17 protein-coding genes and 1 pseudogene are annotated in these 24,352 nt (G+C 65.1%); 17 read left to right on the top strand and 1 reads right to left on the bottom strand.

Going from position 1 to position 24,352, the window contains the following annotated elements; all coding sequences use genetic code 11:
* Positions 1-303: 303 nt before the first annotated feature.
* Positions 304-1,422 (bottom strand): DUF3515 domain-containing protein, encoded by a 1,119-nt coding sequence (locus tag HMPREF3166_RS03630; RefSeq protein WP_070487706.1) that lies wholly within the window; start codon positions 1,420-1,422, stop codon positions 304-306.
* A gap of 61 nt (positions 1,423-1,483) precedes the next feature.
* On the opposite strand from HMPREF3166_RS03630, the gene HMPREF3166_RS03625 reads away from it, so the two are divergent.
* The 17 genes and pseudogenes from HMPREF3166_RS03625 (at position 1,484) to ffh (ending at position 24,332) form a co-directional block, all read left to right on the top strand.
* Positions 1,484-2,482 carry a thiamine-phosphate kinase gene (locus HMPREF3166_RS03625; protein ID WP_034970398.1) on the top strand — a complete coding sequence of 333 codons (999 nt, stop codon included), beginning with the start codon at positions 1,484-1,486 and terminating at the stop codon, positions 2,480-2,482.
* A gap of 9 nt (positions 2,483-2,491) precedes the next feature.
* Positions 2,492-3,217: a uracil-DNA glycosylase gene (locus HMPREF3166_RS03620; RefSeq protein WP_070487704.1), complete on the top strand. Its 726-nt coding sequence runs from the start codon at positions 2,492-2,494 to the stop codon at positions 3,215-3,217.
* A gap of 107 nt (positions 3,218-3,324) precedes the next feature.
* The gene (locus HMPREF3166_RS03615; RefSeq protein ID WP_246816917.1) at positions 3,325-4,830 is read left to right on the top strand and encodes a DAK2 domain-containing protein; all 1,506 of its coding nucleotides are present in this window, start codon (positions 3,325-3,327) and stop codon (positions 4,828-4,830) included.
* A gap of 3 nt (positions 4,831-4,833) precedes the next feature.
* Positions 4,834-6,999: an ATP-dependent DNA helicase RecG gene (locus HMPREF3166_RS03610; RefSeq protein ID WP_070487700.1), complete on the top strand. Its 2,166-nt coding sequence runs from the start codon at positions 4,834-4,836 to the stop codon at positions 6,997-6,999.
* A gap of 51 nt (positions 7,000-7,050) precedes the next feature.
* On the top strand, positions 7,051-7,263 hold the full coding sequence (locus HMPREF3166_RS03605; RefSeq protein WP_070487698.1) for an acyl-CoA carboxylase biotin carboxyl carrier protein subunit: 213 nt from the start codon (positions 7,051-7,053) through the stop codon (positions 7,261-7,263).
* A 53-nt stretch (positions 7,264-7,316) separates the two neighbouring features.
* Complete coding sequence (locus tag HMPREF3166_RS03600) at positions 7,317-7,886, top strand: RsmD family RNA methyltransferase (RefSeq protein WP_049050431.1); 570 nt, start codon at positions 7,317-7,319, stop codon at positions 7,884-7,886.
* 10 nt (positions 7,887-7,896) lie between these two features.
* Positions 7,897-8,382, top strand: coding sequence for a pantetheine-phosphate adenylyltransferase (gene coaD, locus HMPREF3166_RS03595; protein WP_049050432.1), 486 nt, complete (start codon positions 7,897-7,899; stop codon positions 8,380-8,382).
* A gap of 59 nt (positions 8,383-8,441) precedes the next feature.
* Positions 8,442-9,197, top strand: a complete 756-nt coding sequence (locus HMPREF3166_RS03590) for a DivIVA domain-containing protein (RefSeq protein ID WP_070487696.1) — start codon at positions 8,442-8,444, stop codon at positions 9,195-9,197.
* Between the two features lie 18 nt (positions 9,198-9,215).
* Positions 9,216-9,758, top strand: coding sequence for a YceD family protein (locus HMPREF3166_RS03585; RefSeq protein ID WP_070487694.1), 543 nt, complete (start codon positions 9,216-9,218; stop codon positions 9,756-9,758).
* A gap of 39 nt (positions 9,759-9,797) precedes the next feature.
* A complete protein-coding gene (rnc, locus tag HMPREF3166_RS03580; RefSeq protein ID WP_034986375.1) occupies positions 9,798-10,532 on the top strand; it encodes a ribonuclease III in 735 nt (244 codons plus the stop codon).
* Positions 10,525-11,391 (top strand): bifunctional DNA-formamidopyrimidine glycosylase/DNA-(apurinic or apyrimidinic site) lyase, encoded by an 867-nt coding sequence (mutM, locus tag HMPREF3166_RS03575; RefSeq protein ID WP_070487692.1) that lies wholly within the window; start codon positions 10,525-10,527, stop codon positions 11,389-11,391. The genes rnc and mutM overlap by 8 nt, the downstream gene beginning before the upstream one ends.
* A gap of 115 nt (positions 11,392-11,506) precedes the next feature.
* On the top strand, positions 11,507-12,982 hold the full coding sequence (locus tag HMPREF3166_RS03570; protein WP_070487690.1) for an alanine/glycine:cation symporter family protein: 1,476 nt from the start codon (positions 11,507-11,509) through the stop codon (positions 12,980-12,982).
* A 20-nt stretch (positions 12,983-13,002) separates the two neighbouring features.
* Positions 13,003-16,491 (top strand): chromosome segregation protein SMC, encoded by a 3,489-nt coding sequence (gene smc / locus HMPREF3166_RS03565; RefSeq protein ID WP_070487688.1) that lies wholly within the window; start codon positions 13,003-13,005, stop codon positions 16,489-16,491.
* Positions 16,492-16,512: 21 nt separating this feature from the next.
* Positions 16,513-20,148: a hypothetical protein gene (locus HMPREF3166_RS03560; protein WP_246816916.1), complete on the top strand. Its 3,636-nt coding sequence runs from the start codon at positions 16,513-16,515 to the stop codon at positions 20,146-20,148.
* Between the two features lie 44 nt (positions 20,149-20,192).
* A complete protein-coding gene (gene ftsY / locus HMPREF3166_RS03555) occupies positions 20,193-21,662 on the top strand; it encodes a signal recognition particle-docking protein FtsY (RefSeq protein WP_083293802.1) in 1,470 nt (489 codons plus the stop codon).
* Between the two features lie 257 nt (positions 21,663-21,919).
* Positions 21,920-22,540 (top strand): annotated as a pseudogene (locus tag HMPREF3166_RS03550) (ammonium transporter); the annotation flags it as partial.
* Between the two features lie 193 nt (positions 22,541-22,733).
* Positions 22,734-24,332 carry a signal recognition particle protein gene (gene ffh, locus HMPREF3166_RS03545; protein ID WP_070487684.1) on the top strand — a complete coding sequence of 533 codons (1,599 nt, stop codon included), beginning with the start codon at positions 22,734-22,736 and terminating at the stop codon, positions 24,330-24,332.
* Positions 24,333-24,352: the final 20 nt, after the last annotated feature.

Genomic DNA, 24,352 nt, shown 5'->3' with positions numbered 1-24,352 from the left:
GGCGCGTAGGGGCGGAAATGTCGGAAAAGCTGCAATTTGTTACTGGTGCACATTTTCAATAGTGTAAACATGCAGGTCAGAAGCTTTTTGTTCGCAAGGGGTGAGAGTAGCGTTTTGACGTTTTGCAACTTTTCCGACATTTGGCACTGACGGCATGGTGTGAGTGAGGCTCCTGTTGCAGGTGGGAAGCGCGGGGCTGTGGATGTGGAGTGCGGGGCTGCAGATGTGGAGTGTGGGACTGCAGAGGTGGAGTGTGCAGGGCCGCCACTGCTGGACCTGGGCGGGGCGGCTACGGGCGGGCGGCTACTGCTGGGCGGGGGTGGGCTGCCTCTCGGTCTTCTTGAGAGAATCAGAGATTGCGCTGGTCACGGAAGTGATGACCTCCTCGCCGGCGGATTGTGGCATCGCCAGCCCCACAATTTGCTCCCGCCCCAGGGCATACCAGTGGCCCATCGTCGACCCGCGCGACAGCGAGGGATCGGAGAACCACGGAACGTCATCAACCTGGGTCAGGTTGGCCCCCGGCTCATAGGCCTCAGGCATCTCCAGGCCACAGCGAATGACCACCGGCTCATGTCCTTCGGCCAGGTAGGTCGCCGAGCCACTGGGAGCCTTGTCGAACACCGACTCGTCCACGCCTTCGGGTAGCGCATCTGCGTTTTTCAGCTTGGAGCTGCCGGCAGAAATGTGAACCAGTCGCCAGTCGCCCAGCGAATCCGGCAGAGATTCCAGGAACTTGCGGCACGCTGGGGACTCGGTTGCGCCACCGGACGTGCCACCCTCGCCAGAGTCGCCAGCCTTGTCGGAACCACCGGAACCGCTAGCCTCGCCGGAACCACCGGAGCCGCCAGCCACCGGAGCCTCGGACAGTGGGTAGGGGGCGGGCTTTGCTGGAGAGTTGGCGTCATAAAGAGAAGAAAGAGTAGAACCAACCCCCTCAAGCGCGCTGCCCACGTCGGAAGAAGCCGTCACCGCGACCGCGGGCGAACCCCCAACCGCGTACCAAGTTCGCAGGTCAGAGCCCGGGGTGGCATCAGAAACGGCGGTCCAGCGCGCATCGCCAGAAGTAAACACCGGCGACAACACCGTGTACTGATCCGGCACATTCACCCCGCAGCGCACAGACAACTCCGCGCCCGAAGAGTCACGATAAGCCGCGGCCCCATCCGGCGCCGGGTCGCGAACCTCCACAGAACGGAAACGATCCAAGTCCCGCGGCAGCGCCGCCACGAAATCGGCGCACACCTGCGACGATGCCTCCGGAGCATCCACCGGACCCATCGCCACCGGCGCGTAAACCTTCTTATCCATCGTGATCTTCGCCGCCGCGATAACCACAACAATCAGCAGAATGGCCAGCACCGTCGACAACACCAGCAGATACCGCGGGGTGGACACAGGGGAAGTGGATTCGTCACTCATAGCGCATTATCTTAATTAGACTTGTCGCGGTACCCCAAGCATCCCTCGACCGAAAGGCCGCATGCGCACTTCACTCACTGTCGCCGAGGCCGGCGAGGCCGCCACCATCGCGGCGATCCGCAACGCCGCGCCGAGTTCTCTTAATGGTGATGACGCCGCAGTGTTGGAACCCGCCGGTACCAATTCACGGCACGTGTGTTCGACGGACATTCTCGTTCAGGGGCGGCACTTCACGTTCGACTACTCGACTCCGTGGGAGGTCGGGGTGAAGGCGGTGACGCAGAACTTCGCGGACATCCAGGCGATGGGCGCCCGGCCGACGGCGATTCTGATGGCGATTGCCACGCCGGGGGATCTGCCGCTGCAGACGGTGGCGGATATTGCGCGCGGCATCGACGAGGCAGCTTCCCCGTGGGCGGCGGAGCTGGTCGGTGGAGACGTTGTGACCAGCAAGGACCTGGTCATTTCCATCACCGCGATGGGGGAGCTTTCCGGCCCGGCCGCGGCTTTGACGTTGGATGGCGCGGGCGTGGGGCAACGGATCATCGCCAGCGGGCCGATTGGATACAGCGCGGCAGGGCTGGCGATTCTGCGGCACTATGGTTCGCGCAAAGCGATCCCGGCCGACGATCCGATCCTCAACGAATTAGCCGATTGGCACTGCGCCCCGCGCCTGCAGCCGGGACGTGGCTCCGTCGCGCGGGCGACGGGTGCGAGCGCCATGACCGATAACTCCGACGGGTTGATCGTGGACCTGTGCGCCATCGCGGAGCGTTCCGGGGTGTGCCTGGACTTGGACGGGGCGGCGCTGGTGCCCGACGAGAAGCTGCGGCACGCGGCGCAGATGACGGGCAAGAACCCTCTGGAGTGGATTTACACCGGCGGCGAGGACCATACTCTTTTGGGAACTACGGACGCCCGCATGCCCAGCGGCTACCGCCGCATCGGGACTGTGCGCAGCCTCTCGGAGGAGGTTGGGGAGGACCCGGCTGGCGGGTTGGATTACGTGCTGGTCGACGGTGGCCGTCCGCCATTTACACATGGCTGGCAGTCGGTGTAGGCAGTGGATATGGACTCTGCGAAGAACCAAGAGAGCGCGCAGGCGAGCGCGCAAGCACAGGCGCAGGCGCACCAGCTGATCGAGCGCATCCACCCGGCGTGGTATCTGCCGGGGCTGCAGTCGGTGCTGGCCGGTGCGCTGGAGGAGGCACAAGCTGCGGCAGGCCAGGGGCAGCGGGCGCAGACCCTGCCCGTGCCAGAAAAAATTTTGCGAGCCTTCGAGTCCGACCCCACCCAGGTGAAAGTGCTGATCGTCGGGCAGGATCCGTACCCCACACCCGGGCACTCAGTGGGGCTGGCGTTTTCCGCGGAGCTGCCCGCGGGCGAACCACTGCCGAAGTCGCTGAAGAACATCTACACCGAGTACACAGACGACCTCGGGCTGCCCGCCCCGGCCGACGGGGATCTCTCCCCGTGGGCCGACCGTGGGGTGCTGCTGCTCAACCGCGTCCTCACTGTGCAGGCGGGCAACGCGGGCAGCCACCGCGGCCGTGGCTGGGAGGCCATCACCGAGGCCGCCGTCCGCCAGGTTGCCGCCAACCCGCACTTCGCCGCGATCCTGTGGGGTAAGCAAGCCCAGCAGCTGGCACCGCTCATCGGCCCGGAGCGCTGCGTGATGTCCCCGCACCCCTCGCCGCTGTCCGCCTATCGAGGCTTCTTTGGCTCGCGGCCGTTCAGCAGGGCAAATGCGATCCTCCAGGCCTCCGGCGGCGCGCCCGTCGACTGGCGGCTCTAGCCCGCTCCGATCACCCCTAACGCGCCACGATCCCGCAAACCGCCCTGCTGTCCGGCTGGTTCGCTAGGGTAGTGGGAGTGAAATCCAGGAAGGCAGGGGCGCAACCGGTGGCAGAAGCACAACCGGTGAATCAGACGCCGGCTCAGCTCGACGCGCGCGTGGTCGCTCAGTGGGCTCGCCTCTCGGCCAGCAGGCTCCGCGAGCAGAGCCAGGCCATCAACTCCCTGAATGTCTTCCCGATTCCGGATTCCGATACCGGCTCCAACATGGCGCACACCATGACCACAGCAGTCTCGGCGGTCGACGCACTGGAGGAGGGCGCCAGCCTCCCCGAGGTCACCATCGCCCTGGCCACCGGCGCTGTTCGTGGCGCCCGCGGAAACTCCGGCCTGGTGCTCAGCCAGGTAATGCGCGCCCTCGCCGAGGCGGCCTCGCAGGGCCACATCGACGGCCCCGCCGTAGCGGACACACTCTCGCAGTCTGTGGGCTTCGTCCGCACCGCAATCTCCACGCCTGTCGAGGGCACCGTCATCAGCGTGCTCGATGCCGCCGCCACCGCCGCGCACGAAGCCGAACCGAACCTCGCCGACGTCGCCACCCGCGCCCTCCACGCCGCCGAGGAAGCCCTGGCCAACACCCCCAACCAGCTGCCCGTTCTCGCCGAAGCGGGGGTCGTGGACGCGGGCGGCCAGGGCCTCGTGGTGATCCTGCAGGCCCTGGTTGATGTTCTGGACGGTGCAGGTCTTATTGAGGACGCCCCCACGCCCGACCACGAGCGAACCCAGCAAGAGGTCGAGGTGATGTTCTTTTTCGAGGGGAACCTGGATGCCCTGCGGGAGCTGCTGGAAGCCCACGGCAATTCGGTGATCGTCGGACCCCTGAGTCCGGAATCCGGCACTGCGCACGTGCACACCAACCGCGCCGGCGAGGTGATCGAGAAGGCCTTTGCCTTGGGAACCGTCACCGATCTGCGCATCGAGGTTCTGCCCGCCGACGGGGAAGCCGTCGAAAGCGGAAAGCCAAGCACACCAGCCCCCTCGGGCGCCCAAGCACGGGCGGAAGACCAGGGGCCGTTCATCGTGGCGCTCACGCCCACCGGCGGGGTCGCACAGTTGTTTGAGGCTGCGGGGGCGGTGGCGGTGGCGTCACCAAACAATAAAACCTTGGGCGAAGCAGTGCAGGGGCTGGGCGCAGGGCCGATAGCCGTGCTGACCAACGGACAGGATGTCGCCGCCCTGCAAGGTTTGGACGGGGCGCGGGAAGTCGACATTATCGACACGAAATCGCTGGTTGGTGGGTTAGCGGCACTGGCGGTGAACGACCCCACCGTGGACTGGGACGACAATGTCGAGGAAATGATCGACGCGGTAGAGGCGCAACGCTTCGCCACGTGCCCGCCCGACACGATGGTCGATACCCTCAGCACAATGCTGGCCGACGGTGGCGAGCTGGTGACCCTATTGTGGAGCGACCCGGCGACTGACCAGACCGCCATCGATGGGCTGAAAGCAACCTTCGCCGAGTTATACCCAGACGTGCAGATCGACGACCACCACATCGAACTACAAGGCAACGATTACGACCCGTGCCTGGTGCAGATCGGGGTGGAATAGCTCATGCTGGGGTGGCAGGACTCGCGCCCGCTGTCGGTTGCGATCTCCAACGACCGCGCGAAGCGGCTGGCCGATAAACCCGGCATCAAAACCATCGCCGATGCAGTGCTGAATTTCCCCGTCACCTACGCGCGGCTCGGCTCTCCGCAGGGGCTGGACGAGCTGCGAGTCGGGGAGAAGTACACCTGCGCTGGGGAGATCCTCAGCGTGGGGGAGAAAGACAACCACTCCGGGCGCGGCCCCAGAAAATTTTTGGCGTTCACCTTCACCGACGGCGTGCGAACCTTCCGCTCCGCGCTGTTTGGGAACGTGGCCTACCACCGGAAGCGCATCAAGCGGGGCTCGATGATGCTGCTGCACGGCAAGCTCTCCGAGTTCAACGGCCAGTGGGAGCTGAAGAACCCCAGCTACGTATCCATCCTGCCCGCCCTGGACGCGGAGTTCGGCATGTTCGGGCCGCTGAAGACCATCGTGGACGTCATGGGCTCCGAGACCGCCGCCCAGGAGCTACTGGCCAAGCCGTGGATGGCCGGCTACAAACGCCGCCCCGGCACCTCCACCGCGGAGATGCTGGGAGTAATGGACCACGTACTGCGGGTCATGGACGAGCCCGGCGAGTTCCTGCCCCTACCGCGCCGCAACCCCGGCGCGCCCGCCTGGCCCACGGATGGAAAGGGCCGCCCGCTGATCAGCTTCGCCGATGCACTACGGCACATCCATCAGCCGAGCGAAGCCGGCCCCGAGCCCGCCCGACGCAGGCTGAAGTTCAACGAGGCACTCGAGCTGCAGCTAGTCATGGCTCTGCGCCGCAATGACGCCACCAAGCGCACCGGCATGGCGCTCGCGCCGGGCGAGAACGTGGAAAAGCTGATCGCGGGGCTACCCTTCGACCTCAGCGCCGGGCAGAAGATGGCGCTGGAGGATATCGGCTCCCGCCTGGCCGGAACCACCCCGGCGAACCTGCTGCTGCACGGTGAGGTCGGCTCCGGCAAGACGATGGTGGCGTTGATCAGCATGCTCTGGGCCGTGGACTCCGGCTACCAATGCGCGTTTATCGCGCCGACCGAGATCCTGGCCGTGCAGCACGCCCGCAGCCTTGTGAAGATGCTGGAAAACACCGACGTGCGAGTATCCGTACTGGTCGGAAGCCAGAAGCAGGCAGATAAGCAGCGCACGCTGCTGGACCTGGTCTCCGGCCAGACCGACATCGTGGTCGGCACGCACGCGGTAATCCAGGACTCGGTGGAGTTCTACCGCCTGGGCATGGTGATCGTCGACGAGCAGCACCGCTTCGGCGTGCAACAGCGCAACAAGCTGCGGGAATCCGCGCCCGTGGATGCCACCCCGCACATGATGGTTATGACCGCCACCCCGATCCCGCGATCCGTCGGAATGACGATGTTCGGCGACCTGACGCCCATCACGCTGGTCGGCAAGCCCGGCGGACGCGGGGCGATCGAAACAGTGGTGGTACCCGCCGACAAATACCGCTGGGTGCGGCGCGCCTGGGAGCGCATGGGCGAGGAGATCAAGGCCGGTGGCCAGGCCTACGTGGTCGCGCCCCGCATCGAGGGTCGCTCCGGTGTGGAGGAATGGTGTGAGCGGATCTCCACCGAGGAACTGCCCGGCTGTCGAGTGGCGATGCTGCACGGCAAGATGGACCCCGCCGACAAGGACCAGGTGATGCAGGACTTCGCCGCCGGGAAGATCGACGTGCTGGTCGCCACCACCGTCATCGAGGTCGGCGTGGACGTGCCGAACGCCTCCATGATGATGATCCTGGAGGCCGAGAACTTCGGCTTCTCCCAGCTCCACCAACTGCGCGGGCGCATCGGCCGCGGACGCCGGGACTCGCTGTGCCTGCTGCACACCACCGCCGCGCCGGATAGCCCCTCCTTTCACCGCCTGCAGGTGGTGGCGCAAAGCAACGACGGATTCCGCCTGGCGGAGGAAGACCTGAAGATGCGTACCGAAGGAGACATCCTGGGCCAGGACCAGTCGGGGCGGTCGGCGCGAAGGGCGTCACTACTAGACCTCAGCACCGACGGCGAGATCATCGAATCGGCGCGCGACTACGCAGAGGCGCTGGTGGCCTACGATGAGCAGCTGGCGCGCTCGCTGGTGGTGGACATCGAGATCGACGACCAGGACTACATCGAGAAGAGCTAGAGAAGAGCTAGGGGAGAAGAGCCAGCCGACCCAGTTGCTAGACTCTGGGGCATGGAAATCTGTGCCCCATTCGCGGGAGTTGTGCACTTCCTCGTCGCCGACGGAGAAACCGTAAACACCGGCGACGCGCTGTGCACGGTGGAATCGCTGAAGCTGGAAGCGCCCGTGCTCGCGCCGGGGCCCGGGGTGGTGCGCAGGACGAACTCGCAGGACTACGTGGATGTGCACGGCGGGGACGTGATTCTGCGGGTCGAGCCCCAATAAGACCACCACCAGTAACGACCCCGAGTAACGACTAGGCAGGACTGCAAAGCACAATGACACGCATCATCTCCGGAACCGCCCGCGGCCGCAGCATCAAGGTGCCCAGCGAAGGCACCCGCCCCACCTCGGACCGCGCCCGCGAAGGACTGTTTTCCTCCCTGCAGGTCCGCTTTGGCTTCGTCGACGAGGTCGTGCTGGACCTCTTCGCCGGCTCCGGCGCCCTCGGGCTGGAGGCCGCGAGCCGCGGGGCCAAGGAGGTCACCCTGGTGGACAACAGCGACGCGGCGGTGAAGACGATCAAGGACAACGCGCGCGTCGTGCCCGAGGCGAAGGTGCAGGTGGTGGAGGCGAAGGCGTCATCCTTCCTGGCCGGTGCCCCGCGCAACCACTACACGATGGTGCTGGCCGACCCGCCCTATGAGCTCACCGACGAGGCTGTCGCCGAAATGGTGGAGGCGCTGATTCCTGTTCTTACTAGTGACGCCGTCGTGGTGGTCGAGCGCAATAGTGCTTCACCCGAAACCGCGTGGCCGCAAGGCTTCGAGCCGACCGGGCAGAAGCTCAAGAAGCGCACTTACGGAATCGCCCGCTTCGACATGGCGATTTGGCGGGGCGAGGGTTAGGTTAGGTGCCATGCGAGTAGTTTGCCCCGGATCTTTCGACCCCATCACGCTGGGTCACTTGGATATCTTCACCCGCGCCGCTGCCAACTGGGAGGAGGTCGTGGTTCTGGTGACCTATAACCCGAACAAGAACGGCCTGTTCACCGCCGAAGAGCGCATCGAGCTGATCGAGAAGTCCATCGCTGCCATCCCCAATGGGCCTAAGAACATTACGGTCGATACGTGGGACAAGCTGCTGGTGGACTACCTGAACGAGAACAATATTCAGGCGATGGTCAAGGGGCTGCGCAGCTCCCTGGACTACGAGTACGAGCTGCCGATGGCGCAGATGAATCAGCGCCTGTCGGGCGCGGAGACGTACTTCCTGCTGACCTCCCCGGAGTACGGTTACGTATCTTCCACCTTGTGCAAGGAGGTCGCGAAGTACGGAGGCGACGTCTCCGGGCTGCTGCCGGAGCCGGTCGTCGCGGCGCTGGAGGAGAAGTTCCGCGGCTAGCGCCCGTCAAGGCGTGTCTAAACCTGTAGTTGAGGTCAAGTGATGGCACAGTGGAGGCCATGTACAAGACATTCCAGGGTATGGATGACCTTCAGCAAATGGTGGAGCAGGCCTACGGCGTGCCCATGACCTCCAACTGCATGGTTCCGCGGCGCGAGGTGCTCGACATTCTCGACGAAATGCGCAACGCGATCCCCATTGAGATGGACGACGCGCAGGACGTCCTCGACCACCGCGATGACATTATCGCCGACGCCCAGGACCAGGCCGACGCAACCATCTCCAGCGCCAACTCCGAAGCCGACGCGATCGTGCAGGATGCGCAGGAACGCGCGAACCAGATCCTCCAGGATGCACAGGATCGTGCAACCAACACCGTCGCCCAGGCCGAGGATCAGGCCGACCGCCTGGTCAGCGACGCCCGCCGCGAGTACGAGACGGTCACTACCCGCGCCGCCGACGAAGCTGAGCGCCTGGTCAGCGAAGGTAACGCCAGCTACCAGCGCTCCGTCGACGAAGGCCTGGCCGAGCAGCGCCGCCTGGTTTCTGACTCCGAGGTTGTCCGCAACGCCGAGGCCGAGGCCAACCGCATTATTGAATCCGCCCACGCGGACTCCGACCGCCTGCGCACCGAGTGCGACCGCTACGTCGATTCCACCCTGGCCGAGTTCGAGGACACCCTCACCACCACGCTGCGTACCGTTAACCGCGACCGATCCGCACTGCGCAAGGGCGCCGGTGCCTCCGGATACCAGAACGGCACTGCCGGATACCAGAACGATTCCGACCCCCACGGTTACCGTCAGCAGCGATAGACGGGTAGAAAGAAGGGTATGAGTAACCCCTTCGTTCTTGCAGTCGGCGACATCCCAACTGGACTCAGCGAGCCGGTCGACGCCCAGGGGGCGTCCCCCGTACCGTGGGGCGGCAACATGCTGGGCGTGGCAGAGGGCGCACCCGTCGAAGTTCATGGAACCCTGGCGAACTTGGGCGAGGTAATCATGGCCAACCTGCAGGTCAGCGGCGAGGCCAAGGGAACGTGCTCCCGCTGCCTGCAGGAGCTGTCCACCACCCTGGAGTACTCCATCAGCGACGTCTTCGGCCTGACCCCGGACTTCATCACCGATGACAGCGCCGAGGGCGACGATGCTGAGGACGAGGAAGAACCGCTGCTGGTGCAGGACAACGCCATCGACATCACCCAGCTGGTCATCGACGAGGCCGGCCTGAACGCACCGTTTAGCCCCGTGTGCTCCGACTTCGGCTCCGAATGCCGCGAGGACACCCCGGCGCCGGACGGCATCAGCGAGGAAGCCGAGGAAGAAGACCGCCCCGACCCGCGCTGGGCCGGCCTGGAGAAGTTCAAGAACCTCTAAAACCCTAAAGAAACTTCAAGAAAGGCACCCCGAAACCACATGGCTCGTAAACGCCGACTGACCGGCGAGGCCGCCCTCAACGCCGCCTATGGCAAGTCCGACCACGCACCGCTGCTGGAGGCGTGGGGTGTGGAGCTGCCCGACGACCTGCTGCGACTGGCGCTGACCCACCGCTCCTTCGCCAACGAAAACGGCCACCTGCCGAACAACGAGCGCCTGGAGTTCCTGGGCGACGCAGTGCTGGGCCTGGCCGTCGCGGAGCAGCTGTACCGCCAGTTCCCGGAGCGCGCGGAATCCGACATCTCCAAGATGCGCTCCGGAGTGGTGAACATGTACGCCCTGGCGGATGTCGCGCGTCGCCTCGGGATGGGGGAGTACATCCTGCTCGGCCGCGGCGAGATGCTGACCGGCGGCAAGGATAAGCACTCCATCCTGGCGGACTCCGTGGAGTCCATGCTCGGCGCGATCTATCTGCACCACGGCTTCGAGGTCGCCCGCGCCACGGTGCTGCGCCTGTTCGCAGACAAGATTACCGAGGCTCCCACCACCGGCCTGACAATGGACTGGAAGACCGTGCTGCTGGAGAAGCTCTCTGACATGAAGCTGCCCCTGCCCACCTACGAGGTGCGCGGCGAAGGCCCGGAGCACGACAAGACCTTCTACGCCACCGTCACAATCGAGGACCTGGTGACCCACGGCGAAGGGCACACCAAGAAGGTCGCCGAGCACGCCGCCGCCAAGCAGGCCGTGCAGAAGCTCAACGAACGTGCCTGAGCTCCCCGAGGTTGAGGTCGTCCGCCGCGGCCTCGAAGAACACCTGGTTGGCCGCCGCTTTACCGACGTCGAGGTTTGTCACCCGCGCGCCGTGCGCTCCGGGGATCCGGAAGTTCTTGTTTCTTTTCTTCGTGACGCCACCGTCTCCGCCGTGAAACGCCGCAGAAAATTTTTGTGGTTGGATTTCGGCGAGGACTTCCTGCTGCAAGTGCACCTGGGCATGAGTGGCCAGATGCTCGTGGCCGAGCCCGGCCAGGTGCAATCCCCGCATGTGCGCATCCGGGCCGGGCTATCCGATGGGCGCGAGCTGTGCTTCGTGGACCAGCGAACCTTCGGCGAGTGGCGGTTGGAAAAAGCCGTGCCGGATCCGTGGGCGGTGGGGGCCGGGGTGGCGTCACCAAAAAATTTTTTACCCCAGAACGTCAGCCACATTGCTGCCGATCCGTTAGAGGCCGTCTTCGACGCTCAGGCAGCGGTGGAGCGGATGAGGTCCAAGCGCGCGGCGGTGAAGACGGTGCTGCTGAACCAGGAGGTCGTCTCCGGCATCGGCAATATTTACGCCGACGAGGCGCTGTTTCTGGCTGGGGTGCGTCCGCGACGCAGCGCGGCTCTGCTGAGTAGGCCCACCCTGCACCGGGTGTTGGAGTCGGCGGCGGAAGTGATGGAGCGCGCCTTGGAGCAGGGCGGAACCAGCTTTGATGCGCTGTATGTGAACGTAAACGGTGCGTCGGGGTACTTTTCGCGCTCGCTGAACGTGTATGGGCGCAGCGGTGAACCTTGTAAGAGGTGCGGGGAACCGATCAAGCGGGTTGTCGTCGGCGGGCGGTCGACGCACTATTGCGCGACGTGCCAGCAGTAGGAGTGCCACGGGCGAACAGCAAAAACTTAAAGCTTCCTGAGCTGCAACGATAGGCCAAGAAAAGTGAACATGTCGCATTTATTTTCTGGCACTAGTTTCGGGTAAATTCCTGCGCATGGAAACAATTGAAAATTTCGTGGCGAATACGCTAAACGAAAATATTTGGAAGATCATCCCCGTCTTCCTGCTCGCAGCCGGAGCTTACTTCGGCATTCGCACCCTGGTAGTGCAGATCCGCATGGTGCCGGACATGTTCCGCTCGGTGAAGGAACCGGCGGTCGGCAAGAGCGGAGAGAACATCTCCGCGTTCCAGGCATTCAGCATCTCGGCAGCGTCCCGCGTGGGCACAGGCAACGTGGTGGGCGTGGCTATCGCCATCACCCTGGGTGGCCCGGGCGCGGTGTTCTGGATGTGGATCGTCGCCCTCGTCGGCGGCGCGACCGCCTTCGTGGAGGCCACGCTGGCGCAGCTGTGGAAGACCCGCGATAAGGACGGCTACGTGGGCGGCCCGGCCTACTACATGACCAAGGGGCTGGGCGCGAAGCCGCTTGCGCTGATCTTCGGCATCGCCATCACCATCACCTATGGCTTTGTGTATAACGCCGTGCAGACCAACTCCATCGCGGAGGCCGCGGGTTCCTCCCTGCACTCCCTTAACCCCAATATTGCGGCCGATGCCACCTGGCTGAAGATCGCTACGGGTCTGCTGGTGGCCGCGCTGACCGCGCTGGTGATCTTCGGCGGCGTGAAGCGCATCGCTAACGCCACACAGGTGATCGTCCCGCTCATGGCCAGTGCCTACATTCTGTTGGGCGTGATCGTGCTGGCCATCAACATCAGCGAAGTTCCGGCGATGTTCGGCACCATCGTGGAGCACGCCCTGGGCATCAAGGAGATCGCCGGTGCCACCTTGGGCGCAGCGTTCATGAACGGCATGCGCCGTGGTCTGTTCTCCAACGAGGCCGGCCAGGGCTCTGCACCGAACGCCGCCGCCACCGCGGCAGTATCGCACCCGGTCAAGCAGGGTCTGGTGCAGACCCTGGGCGTGTATTTCGACACGCTGGTGGTTTGTACCATCACGGCCTTCATCATCCTGCTCTCCGATCCGGCTTATGGTGAAGGCGTGCAGACTGCCAACCTGACCCAGAGCGCGCTATCTGCACAGGTGGGCGAGTGGGGCACTCACTTCATCACGATCATCCTGTTCTTCCTGGCGTTCTCCTCCGTGCTGGGCAACTACTACCTTGCTCAGGCGAACGTGGAGTACTTCACCAAGTCCAAGACCAAGCTGAACGTCTTCCGCGTGCTTGTGGTGCTCTGTGTGTTCGGTGGCGCCATCGGTACCGTCCCGCTGGTCTGGTCTCTGGCCGACACCTTCGCCGCGACGATGGTTCTGATCAACCTCTGCGCCATCGTCCCGCTGGGCGGTGTGGCCATCAAGCTGCTGCGGGACTTCTCCCAGCAGAAGGCCGCGGGCATGGATCCGATCTTCCACCGCGACAGCCTGCCGGAGTTGAAGAACGTCGAGTGCTGGGATGGCACGGACCCGGAGTGCCAGCGCCGCGAGGCTCCCACCGGGGCAACCGCCTAGCTGTTTGATAGCATCAGGCAATGCACTTAAAGTCGTTGACGCTCAAAGGATTCAAGTCCTTTGCGTCCGCGACGACCCTGAAATTAGAGCCAGGCATCTGCGCCGTTGTGGGGCCGAACGGCTCCGGAAAATCCAATGTCGTAGATGCCTTGGCCTGGGTCATGGGGGAGCAGGGCGCTAAGACCCTGCGCGGCGGGAAGATGGAAGACGTCATCTTCGCCGGAACGGGGGACCGTAAACCACTGGGGCGCGCGGAAGTCACACTGACCATCGACAACTCCGATGGCAAGCTGCCCATCGAATATTCCGAGGTTTCCATCACCCGCCGCATGTTCCGCGACGGTGCCTCGGAATACGAGATCAACGGCGCCAAGGCTCGCCTGATGGACATCCAGGAGCTGCTGAGTGACTCCGGCATCGGCCGCGAAATGCACGTGATCGTCGGACAAGGCCGACTATCACAGATCTTGGAATCCCGCCCCGAGGAGCGCCGCGCCTTCATCGAGGAGGCCGCTGGTGTGCTGAAGCATCGGCGTCGAAAAGAAAAGGCGCAACGCAAGCTCGTCAACATGCAGGCTAACCTCGACCGTCTGCACGACCTCACCGACGAGCTGCGCAAACAGCTCGGGCCGTTGGCGCGCCAGGCAGAGGCCGCGCAGAAGGCCTCCGCCGTGCAGGCCACCATCCGCAGCACGCGCGTACAGCTGGCCGCGCACAAGGTCAAGCAGTTATCCGAGGAGCTCAACGACTCCACGCGCCGCAGCGAAATGCTGGCCGAACAGCGCGCCGAACTACAGGCTGAGCTGGAAGAACACAGCGAGACCCTGGCCGTCACAGAGGAAGAACTGCGCACCGCCCTGGAGGAAGCCGAGGCGGCCAAGAACCTCTGGTACCGGTTGTCCGCGGTGCAGGAGAAGAACTCCGCCACTTTGCGCATCGCCAGCGACCGCGCGGATCAGGCTCAGGTCGCCGAATGGTCGGGCCCCGACCCGCAAGAGCTGCTGGAACGCGCCGAGCGCGCCGCCGAGGAGCAGGCGGAGCTGGAAGAGAACGTGGAGATCGCCGCCGAGAAGCTGGAGACGATCGCCGAACAGGTCGCCGAGGCAGAGGAGGCCGCCCACGCCGCCGAACAAGAACACTTCGCCCAGGTCCGCGCCATTGCCGACCGGCGCGAGGGCGTGGTGCGCCTGCTGGCCCAGCACGAGGCCGCCGCCACCCAGCGCGACAACGCCGCCGCGGAGGTCGAGCGCCTGCAAGAAAATGCTGCCGAGCAGCGGGAAACCCTCGACAGCCTGATGGAGGACATCACAGAGGCGGAGGAGGCTCTGCGCGAGACCGAGGCTTCGGGCGGCGACCTGGAGGAAACCCGCACACAGGCCGACCGCGAAGCCGCCGGCGCGGAGGAGCGCGCCGAACAGTTGCGCGCCGAGCAGCTGCAGCTGGAGCGCGACATCGCCACCGCCGAGGCCACCATTGCCGCCTGGCAGGACCGCCTGACACCCACCGACGGCGCTGCGGTGGTTGTCCGCGCCGCCGACAAGGAGGGCATCGCCACCCGCCGCCTGGCCGAGCAGCTGCACATTGACGACGGATGGGGTGCCGCCGCGGCCGCCGTTTTGGGCGATGCGGCGAGCTCGGGAATTGTTGCCCCTCTTTCTGACGCCCTCATCTCCGCCCTTACCGATGCCCGCGAAGGCCGCGCGGTGCTGCTCGACCCGGGATCCCCGGAGGGGGAAGCGAGCGCGACGTTCCGCCTGGATACGGACGTCTCCGCAGGCAGGTGGCTGCTGGACCTGATGGACGTGCCCGCCGACCTGCTGCGCCCCCTGACTGCCCTGCTGGTGGACGTGGTGGCCGTGGGCAGTGCGGCGGAAGCCCGGAAGGTCGTGGCTGCGGACCCTCGCCTGCGTGCGGTGACGAAGGACGGCTCCGTCTACGGCGCCGGGTGGGTCGCCAGCGGTTCCGGCGGGACCACCCCTGTCGAGTTGGCGGATAGGATCGCGGCGGAGACAGAGGGCGTCACGAAGAAAAAGAAGGAACTAGGCGACCTGCAGGCCGCACTATCCGGTGCGCTCGACGCGGCCAGCGACCTGCGCACCGCGGCGGCTGCAGCGCGCGCGGCGGAGCAGGAGCACCGGGCACTGCGCGATGCGGCGGCTAAGCGCCTGAGCGCACTGCAGAAGCAGGGCGAGGCCGCGCAGCGCCAACTGGAGCGCAGCACCGCCGAGCAACAATCCGCCGAGCAGCGCCTGGCGAAGGCCACCGAGGAACTCGACGAGCTGGCCGACCGCGTGGCGCGCGTGGACGACGAGGAGCACACGACCGAGCCCTCTTCGGCCGAGCGAGATGCCGCCGCGCTGCACCTTTCGCAGGTCAAGGCCATGGAGATGGAAGCCCGCCTGGCCCAGCGCACCGCCGAGGAACGCGCGCAATCCACCCGCGGCAAGGCAGAGAACCTGCGCCGGCAGGCTCGCGCAGAAGAAGCTGCGCGCAAGCATCACCAGCAGCAACAGGCCCGCCGAGCAGCCGCCCGCGAGATGGCCACCTGCGTGCGCGAACAGGCCCAGCGCATCGCCGAACGCATCGCCGACGCGCTGGCCACCGCCGAGGCCAACCGCTCGCACACCGAGCAGGCGCACAAGCAGTGGCAATCCACGATGGCACAGCAGCGCGACAAGGTCTCCGCACTGACCGCGCACCTGGGGCGCATGAACGACAACGCGCACTCCGCCGAGCTGGCGCGCACCCAGGCGCAGGTCAAGATCGAGCAGGCGGTGGCCGGCGCGATGGAACAACTGGGGCTCACCGCCGAGCAGCTGCTGGCCGAGGAACTGCCGGAGGACTTCGACGCGGCAGCCACCAAGGCCGAGCTGAAGAAGGCCGAGAAGGCACTGAACTCCCTGGGTAAGGTGAACCCGCTGGCGCTGGAGGAGTTCAAGGCGCTGGAGGAACGCTACAACTTCCTGGCCCAGCAGCTGGACGACGTGGAGCGGGCGCGCAACGACCTGCACGAGGTGATCGCGGACGTGGATGCCACGATCCTGCAGCTGTTCACCGAGGCCTGGCAGGACGTCGAGGTTGCCTTCCCGCAGGTCTTCAGCACCCTGTTCCCGGGAGGCGCAGGTCGCCTGGTGCTTACCGACCCGGACGACATGCTGACCACCGGCATCGAGGTCGAGGCCCGCCCGCCGGGCAAGAAGGTCAAGCGCCTGTCGCTGCTGTCCGGTGGCGAGAAGTCCCTGACCGCGCTGGCGATGCTGGTGGCGATTTTCAAGGCCCGCCCGAGCCCGTTCTACGTGATGGACGAGGTTGAGGCTGCCCTGGACGACGTGAACCTGCGGCGCCTGATCGCCCTGTTCGAGGAGCTGCGGAAGGATTCCCAGCTGATCGTTATTACCCACCAGAAGCCCACCATGGACGTAGCCAATGTGCTGTACGGTGTGACAATGCGCGGCGACGGCGTGACCAGGGTGATTTCGCAGAGGATGGCTCCCGAGAAGACCGCCTGACCGGTGACGTAGGATGGTCGCGTGAGTTCTAGCGAGAAGATCCCAGCCAGCACAGCACCTACCACCAGCCCGATCTCCGACATGCAGGATTCGCTCCTGCCGTGGGCCTCGTCCACCGAGGCGGCTCTGGCCGGAAAGCTGGCCGACGTGGAACTTTTCGTAGAGCTAGACATCGACGGCGACGAGCTGGAGCGCACCAGCCGCTTCTTCGGCACCTTCATCGCCCGCCAGGTCGCCGCCGGTTCCACAGAGGAGGCCTTGCTGCAGGCCTGTCCCGCGCTGACGATCGCCACGTTGCTCTCCCGCGCCGCGCGGTTCCATGAGGTCTCGGAACTGCCAGCCGAGTACTGGTACGGCCTTGGTTTGGAGCCGACGCCCACACGTACCCAGCTGATCGAGGGGCGGTTTGGGGAGCTACTTTCCGCCGCTGGGCTGGATCCCATGGATGCGGTATCCGGCGGGCCGGACGGGGAGCTCGGGCGCCTGTTTGCCCACGTGGGCATCGCCTCTGACTGGGTGCCGGAGCTGATCGAGCTGGTGGATAACCGCCGGGCGGACAGCGAAGACAGTGGGGACAGTGGGGAGGGAGCCGACGCCGCCGACATTGCGCGGGCAGTTGTGGCCGAGCTGGCCGACGAACCGCGCCAGGTAGGTCCGCTGTGTGCCACCTTGCCGGAGGCGGCGGTGAAGCTGATCGCCCCGATCGTGGAGATCGTCTCCCACGCCGCCGCGCACCCGGACTCCTGGGAGTACACGCTTCCCGCCGTGGAACTGCCCGCACTCATCCTGGAGGATGTGATTGAAGAGCTGCGGGAAAGGCCGGTGGGCACGCAGGATCGGCGTCACAGCGTGGGCGTGGCGCACCGTGAAGACCAGCCGCGCCTGCAGCTAGACACTCTGCGCCAGCGCGTAGTTCTACGCTTGCCTTCGCAGCCACTGGAAAGCGAGGGGAAGGTGCATACTGAGGTGCGCTGGCGCGTGGACTTCGACGGCGAGCCCGCGGCCTTCCGCACCATGCACGCGGACAACGCCGGCCGGGCCGTGACCGAGATCCTGGACATTCCCGTGCGCCAGCCGCTACGCAAGGTCAGCGTGCGCAACGCCAACGACGGCCAGCACTGGCAGCTACCGCTGGTGGATACAGAGGATCCCGTGCTTGTGTTCACCATCCGTGGCACGGACCTTACCGACCGGGTTTCCCTGCACCACGAGCAGGTGTACGTGGTGGTTCCCTCCGAGACTTCCGCCGTGGACCCGGTGACCGGGGCGGACATCCCGGTGCTGGAAGAACAGCCGATGAAGAGCTGGAACGGCTGGGTTATCCGCCGGCTGGATTTGAGTGAATGCCTGAGCTTGCACATCGCCAAGCCGGGCGAGCGCAGCCCGTCCATGGCCGGAGTGCGTGCCGTAGATCCGCGCCAGCGCGCCCAGTTCGTGGAGCCCGACGATGTGGTGGGTGGCGTGGAGACCACCTCCGGCAAGGTGATCCACTCCCAGAGTCTGCAGGTGGAGTTCCCGCCGACGATTTCCGGCGCGGACGAGATCTGGTACCTGTCTGTCTCCGCCTATGGGGGTCCCGGAGAGACCGGCGAGGCCGTCTCCGACGAGGAACCGCTGGAGGTTCCCGCCGAGGGCGGCGTGTTCGACGTATTCGACCCCGAGGCGTGGGATAGCCCGTGGGTGGGCGAATACCTGGTGCGCCTGCGCGGACCCCGCAACGAATCCTTCCGCCACGAATACGCCCTGGTGGAGGGACTATCCCTGGAGATGGAATTCGGCGGGCCCAGCACCCAGACACGACTGCCGATGGCCGGGGGCCTAAGCCCTGTGACGGTCCGCCTGCTGCCGGGGGAGAAGCCCTTCGAGAAGATCCCGCCGCAGAAGCTCGGACCCACTGACCGCTTCAGCACCACCGTCGTGCAGACCGACGCGGGCGACGCGCTGCCTGTCATCGTCAAGCCCTCCCGCCTGCGCTACCAGCTGACGATGCAGGGGGAGGATCCGATGTGGCGCACCGACCCCATTGAAGTCTCCGCCCGTTCCATCGACACGCAGACCCGCTTCCGCGTACGCCCCGGCTTCCGCCCCGGCATGGGCTCCAAGGCGAAGAACCTGGCGCTGATGGACGACGCCCGCGTGGTGATCCGCAACCACCACGGCTCGCCCGTGCGCACCCTGAAGCTGGAAACGATAGACGAGGTCACCTGGTTCGTGGACCTCGCCAGCGCCGCCGGGTCCCTGGCCACGCTGACCTCCGGAGCAATCGAGCTGGAGTTCGTGGAGGACCGCCGCGTGAGCGTGCGCCTGGCCCGCATCGTGCCCGGGTTCGACTACACAGCCTCCGTCGACGGGGACGCCCTGTTCATCCACGGCGAGGACGAATCCGAAGAGACCCCGGTGCAGTTCGGCGCGCCGGGCGCCGGCGCGTGGGTCTGGCCCATCACCGCGCCCTGGCAGGCCGCATACTTCGTGGAGCTGCAAGCTACGCCCAGTGCTGCAGGCACCCTAGATCAGGGCACTCTAGCCCAGGGCACACTGCCCGCCGAGCTCGTGGGCGCTGGCCCCTTGAGCGTGCAGCTTTTCGGCCGCGACCGCTTCAACTACCTGCGGGCTCCCGTCGCCGCCGGCCAACACGCCGCCGTCGCACAGGCCGAGGGCTACTTCGGGGCCAATAAGGAAGACGCCGACACCGACCCGTGGGTGCAGCTGGCCGCCTTCCTGGCAGGCGAATCCGAAGAGCTCCCCAGCGATACCGCCACGCTTTCCACCCTCTGGGACGTACAGGCCGGCTGGCTGCGCGGACGCTTCGACGTGCTGGACAACCTGCGCACCGCGCTGACGAACAACCCGCGCGAATCCGTCCACGCCATGTCGCAGTCCCTGGTTCCCGCCGCTGACCGCCCCGCGCAGTTCATCCTCTCCGGGCTGGTGCACTCCACCCTGGTGGGAGCCGAAGCCGAGCGCTCGAACACCCCATGGATCGCAGCCCTCGAGATCCTGGGGGACATGTCGCTGGTTGACCCTGAAGGGGCGTCAGAAGAAAAAGAACAAGACAAGCGCTTGCGGCAGGAGCTCAAAAAGGTCGCCGGGCAACCCGCCGTGCAGACCGTCGATACCGGCCGCGACGTGTCCCTGGATACGGCGTGCATCGATAGCACCACCGTGCAGATCGCGCACATGGACCCCGCACAACAGAAGGCCGTGCTGGACATGTTCTTCGGCAAGGCCGGAGTGGTGCCGGGCGCGCTGAGCGAGGAAAACAGCCGCCTTATCGCAGTGTTCGAGACCTTCAACAAGCGCGCCGAACTCTCCGAGCTGCTGGGCGACCCGGAGCTGATGAAGACCGCCGTCACGCTGCTGCGCAAGGTGAAGGCCGCGAACCGGCAGCTGTACCTCTCCGCGCGCGTGCGCTTCGACCGCCTGGAGGGCGTGGATACCGACACTCCGGAAAACCGCTGGGCGCTGGCGCCCGTGATCTCCATGGTGTTCGCCCTGGCCACCCGCATGTACGCGCACAAGAAGATGTCCAGCCTGGGCAAACTGCTCAGCGCCTACCCGGGATGGGCGGCCATGGCGCGGCTGGTGCCGGACCTCGTGACCGGAGACATCGTCATGGCAGATGCCATGGTCCGCGGCGTGTTCGGGCCGACTGTCTGACCATGAGTCGGCATTAGCCACGAAGTTCTGATTCACTGGAAGCTATGAATAGTGTTTTGATGTGGGTCCTAATTGGACTTTTGGTTCTCGTCATTGTCGTGGCGATTCTCGTTGTTCTGGGGCTGCGCCGGAACAAGGCAAAGCAGGTTTCCTTCGAGAAGAAGGAGGAGATCGAGCAGAAGAAGCCCAGCAGTGGCGATTACAAGGCTCAGGGCGGGTTTAACTTCACCGCCGGTGGTGGCGCCGGAGCCGGTGCCGCGACTGCCGAGAAGCAGCCGGAACTGCGCCCTGACCAGGAGCTGAAGAAACCGAAGGGAACCCCGAAGGCAACCCCAGAGGCAACCCCGGAGTCAGAAGCGACCCCCGAGCCTAAGGCGGACCCGGAACCGGAACCCACCCCGGAACCGGAGCCGACCCCGGAACCAGAGGCAACCCCCGAGCCGGAGCCGACACCCGAACCAGAGGCGCCGAAGGCCGCCCCGGCTCCGGCGCCCACGCCTAAGCCGGAGCCGGTGGAGGAGCCGGAGCCTGTTGCTGAGCCGGAGCCGGAACCCGAACCAGAACCAGCTCCCGCGGAACAGCGCGAGGAGATCGCGCCCGTCCAGGGCCGCCTTGGCAAGCTGCGCGGCCGCATGTCCAAGTCCCAGAATGTCATCGGCCGTGGCGTGCTCGGCATCCTCAGCGCCGGCGACCTCGACGAGGACGCATGGGAGGAGATCGAAGACACCCTCCTCATGGCCGACCTGGGTACCCCAACCACGATGAAGGTCGTCGACGACCTGCGCGAGCGCATCGCCATCAATGGCGTTTCCAGCGAGGAAGAAGCCCGCGGCATGCTCCGCGAGGCGCTGATCGACGCCTGCAAGCCGGACATGGACCGCTCCATCAAGGCCATGCCCTACGAGGGCAAGCCAGCCGTGATCATGGTGGTGGGCGTCAACGGAACCGGCAAGACCACCACCACCGGCAAGCTCTCCCGCGTGCTCATCGGCATGGGCCACAAGGTTCTGCTAGGCGCGGCGGATACGTTCCGTGCGGCTGCGGCTGACCAGCTGGAGACGTGGGGGCGTCGAGTGGGGGCAGAAACGGTACGCGGCGCAGAGGGCGCAGACCCAGCCTCCGTTGCTTTCGACGCAGTGGCGAAGGGCATCGACTCCGGCGTGGACGTCGTCCTGGTCGATACCGCCGGCCGCCTGCACACCAGTGTGGGCCTGATGGACCAGCTGGGCAAGGTCAAGCGCGTGGTGGAGAAGAAGGCGAAGGTCGACGAGGTGCTGCTGGTGCTGGACGCGACCGTGGGCCAGAACGGCCTCATGCAGGCGCGCACGTTCCGCGAGGTCGTGGACATTTCCGGCGTGGTGCTCACCAAGCTCGACGGCACCGCAAAGGGCGGCATCGTCTTCCAGGTGCAGGAAGAACTCGGCGTGCCGGTGAAGATGGTGGGCCTCGGCGAGGGCGCGGACGACCTGGCCCCGTTCGAGGTCGAAAGCTTCGTCGATGCACTGCTGGGGTAGAAAATAAGCCCCTTCGGACAGCAAAAATTAAAAAATTTACGTAAATAGCCCCGTATGCGTGCAGCGTACGGGGTTATTCGCGTTGTCCGGCTAAAAAGTCGGTGATCTGCGTCTCAGAAAATTTTTTCTTTCCTGAATGCGAGTTTTCAGCATTTTACTCTTTGCAGCACAAGTGCTGAGGCTCACAGATATGGATGTGAAAAATGACCCCAGATCAACTTGTACTGACCTCCGGAAATTCGGCTTGGATGCTCATCAGCGCGTCGCTGGTTCTGGCTCTGCTCGTTGGCAAGCGCGCTGGCTTCCCCTCCAAGGTGGGGCGCCCGCACAATCTGCCGATGGTGATGCTCGGTGCCGCACTGTTGTGGTTCGGTTGGTACGGGTTCAACGGCGGCTCCGCCTTCGCCGCCGATGGTATGGCTGGTCTGGCCTGGGTTAACACCATGGTCGCTACCGCGGCCGCGATGCTCGGCTGGATGCTCTGTGAAACTATCCGCGACCGCGCCGCTACCTCTCTGGGTGCCGCGTCTGGCGCCGTGGCAGGTCTGGTTACGATCACCCCGGCGGCTGGAACGTTGACGCCCCTAACTTCCATCGTCATTGGATTCATAGGTGGCGTCATCGCCTGCATGGCAATCGGTCTCAAGTACCGTTTCGGCTACGACGACTCCCTCGACGTCGTGGGTGTACACCTGGCCGCAGGGCTGTGGGGAACGGTGGGCTTGGCGCTGCTGTCGAAGGACAACGGTGTGTTGACCGGCGCCGAGTTCGCGGCGGACTTTGTGCCGAAGGTAAAGCTAGAGATCGTGGCGGCGGACGCCTCGGTGGATAGCATCGTCGACGCGATTGTCAGTGCTGCCTGCACTGGAAAGATCGGGGACGGAAAGATTTGGATAACCCCGGTGGACGAGGTGATCCGCGTGCGTACCGGCGAGCGTGGAGAGGATGCGCTGTAAGGCAGCACTGTAAAACGCTGTAAAACACCGGTGAAATGTGACTGTCGTGTAGGCCACTGGCTAAGCTAGGGGAGTTATAAACCAACCTCCGATACCTACAAGGGAGCACTAAGTAGTGTTTGAGTCTTTGTCAGACCGCCTGCAATCTGCCATGAAGGGCCTTCGTGGCAAGGGCAAGCTGTCCGAGGCTGATATTAATGCCACCGCGCGCGAGATCCGTCTTGCGCTCTTGGAGGCAGACGTATCCCTCCCGGTGGTGCGCGCCTTTATTAAGCGCATCAAGGAGCGCGCCGCCGGGGCAGAGGTATCCGAGGCGCTGAACCCGGCACAGCAGGTCATCAAGATCGTCAACGAGGAGCTCAAGGAAATCCTCGGCGGCGAGACCCGCCGGCTGAACCTGGCTAAGCACCCGCCGACAGTCATCATGTTGGCCGGTTTGCAGGGTGCCGGTAAGACTACCCTGGCCGGTAAGCTGGCTCTGCACTTGGCTAAGAAGGGCCACACTCCCATGCTGGTGGCCTGTGACCTGCAGCGCCCGGGTGCGGTGCAGCAGCTGCAGATCGTCGGCGAGCGCGCCGGAGTAAAGACTTTCGCCCCGGACCCGGGCACCAGCCTGGATTCCCACGACCACGAGATGGGCACCAGCCACGGTGACCCGGTCGACGTCGCGCAGCGCGGTATCGAGGAGGCTTACCGCAGCCAGCACGACATCGTCATTATCGATACCGCGGGTCGCTTGGGCATCGACGAGGAGCTCATGCGCCAGGCGCGCAACATTCGCGATGCGGTGGAGCCCGACGAGGTGCTCTTTGTTATTGACGCCATGATCGGCCAGGATGCCGTTACTACGGCCGAGGCGTTCCGCGATGGCGTGGACTTCACGGGTGTCGTCCTGACGAAGCTGGATGGTGACGCTCGCGGTGGTGCCGCGCTGTCGATCCGTGAGGTTACCGGCAAGCCGATCCTGTTCGCCTCCACCGGCGAGAAGCAGGAGGACTTCGACGTCTTCCACCCGGATCGCATGGCCAACCGCATCCTCGGCATGGGTGACGTGCTCACCCTGATCGAGCAGGCCGAGCAGGTTCTGGACGCCGAAAAGGCCGAAGATTCCGCCATGCGCATGGCCTCCGGCGACCTGACGCTGGAGGACTTCCTCGAACAGATGCTGATGATCCGCAAGATGGGTCCCTTGGGCAACATCCTGAAGATGATGCCCGGTGGCTCCCAGATGTCGAAGATGGCCGACATGGTGGATGAGAAGGAACTGGACCGCATCCAGGCCATCATCCGCGGCATGACTCCCGCCGAGCGCCAGGACCCGAAGATCCTGAACGCCTCCCGCCGCAAGCGCATCGCCAACGGTTCTGGCGTGAGCGTTTCCGACGTGAACAAGCTGGTCGACCGATTCTTCGAGGCCAAGAAGATGATGGGCAAGATGGCCGGTCAGTTCGGCATGGGCGGCCGTTCTGCGACCAAGAAGCAGAAGGTGCACCGCAAGGGCAAGAAGGGCAAGAACGCCAAGAACAAGAACCGCAAGAACATGCGCCGGAACATGGGCGGCGGCCAGGGGATGCCAGGTATGCCCGGCATGCCTGGGATGCCGGGTATGGGCGGCGGAATGCCCAGCATGAAGGATCTGGAGAAGATGCAGGAGCAGCTTCCCCCGGGCTTCGAGGGCATCGACCTGTCGAAGATGAACTTCCCGAAGAAGTAGCCGGCACCGCCAGCAGGGGA

The organism is Corynebacterium sp. HMSC08A12, assembly GCF_001807485.1.
GTDB lineage: Bacteria > Actinomycetota > Actinomycetes > Mycobacteriales > Mycobacteriaceae > Corynebacterium > Corynebacterium evansiae.
This window is presented reverse-complemented; position numbering and strand designations above follow the sequence as displayed.

Excerpts from the sequence above, each read along its gene's own strand:
- HMPREF3166_RS03570 (WP_070487690.1), top strand. The coding sequence starts at position 11,507 with ATGGAAACAATTGAAAATTTCGTGGCGAATACGCTAAACGAAAATATT.
- HMPREF3166_RS03610 (WP_070487700.1), top strand. The coding sequence starts at position 4,834 with ATGCTGGGGTGGCAGGACTCGCGCCCGCTGTCGGTTGCGATCTCCAAC.
- HMPREF3166_RS03620 (WP_070487704.1), top strand. The coding sequence starts at position 2,492 with ATGGACTCTGCGAAGAACCAAGAGAGCGCGCAGGCGAGCGCGCAAGCA.
- HMPREF3166_RS03625 (WP_034970398.1), top strand. The coding sequence starts at position 1,484 with ATGCGCACTTCACTCACTGTCGCCGAGGCCGGCGAGGCCGCCACCATC.
- ftsY (WP_083293802.1), top strand. The coding sequence starts at position 20,193 with ATGAATAGTGTTTTGATGTGGGTCCTAATTGGACTTTTGGTTCTCGTC.
- HMPREF3166_RS03605 (WP_070487698.1), top strand. The coding sequence starts at position 7,051 with ATGGAAATCTGTGCCCCATTCGCGGGAGTTGTGCACTTCCTCGTCGCC.
- rnc (WP_034986375.1), top strand. The coding sequence starts at position 9,798 with ATGGCTCGTAAACGCCGACTGACCGGCGAGGCCGCCCTCAACGCCGCC.
- HMPREF3166_RS03585 (WP_070487694.1), top strand. The coding sequence starts at position 9,216 with ATGAGTAACCCCTTCGTTCTTGCAGTCGGCGACATCCCAACTGGACTC.
- HMPREF3166_RS03630 (WP_070487706.1), bottom strand. The coding sequence starts at position 1,422 with ATGAGTGACGAATCCACTTCCCCTGTGTCCACCCCGCGGTATCTGCTG.
- HMPREF3166_RS03590 (WP_070487696.1), top strand. The coding sequence starts at position 8,442 with ATGTACAAGACATTCCAGGGTATGGATGACCTTCAGCAAATGGTGGAG.
- smc (WP_070487688.1), top strand. The coding sequence starts at position 13,003 with ATGCACTTAAAGTCGTTGACGCTCAAAGGATTCAAGTCCTTTGCGTCC.
- HMPREF3166_RS03600 (WP_049050431.1), top strand. The coding sequence starts at position 7,317 with ATGACACGCATCATCTCCGGAACCGCCCGCGGCCGCAGCATCAAGGTG.
- coaD (WP_049050432.1), top strand. The coding sequence starts at position 7,897 with ATGCGAGTAGTTTGCCCCGGATCTTTCGACCCCATCACGCTGGGTCAC.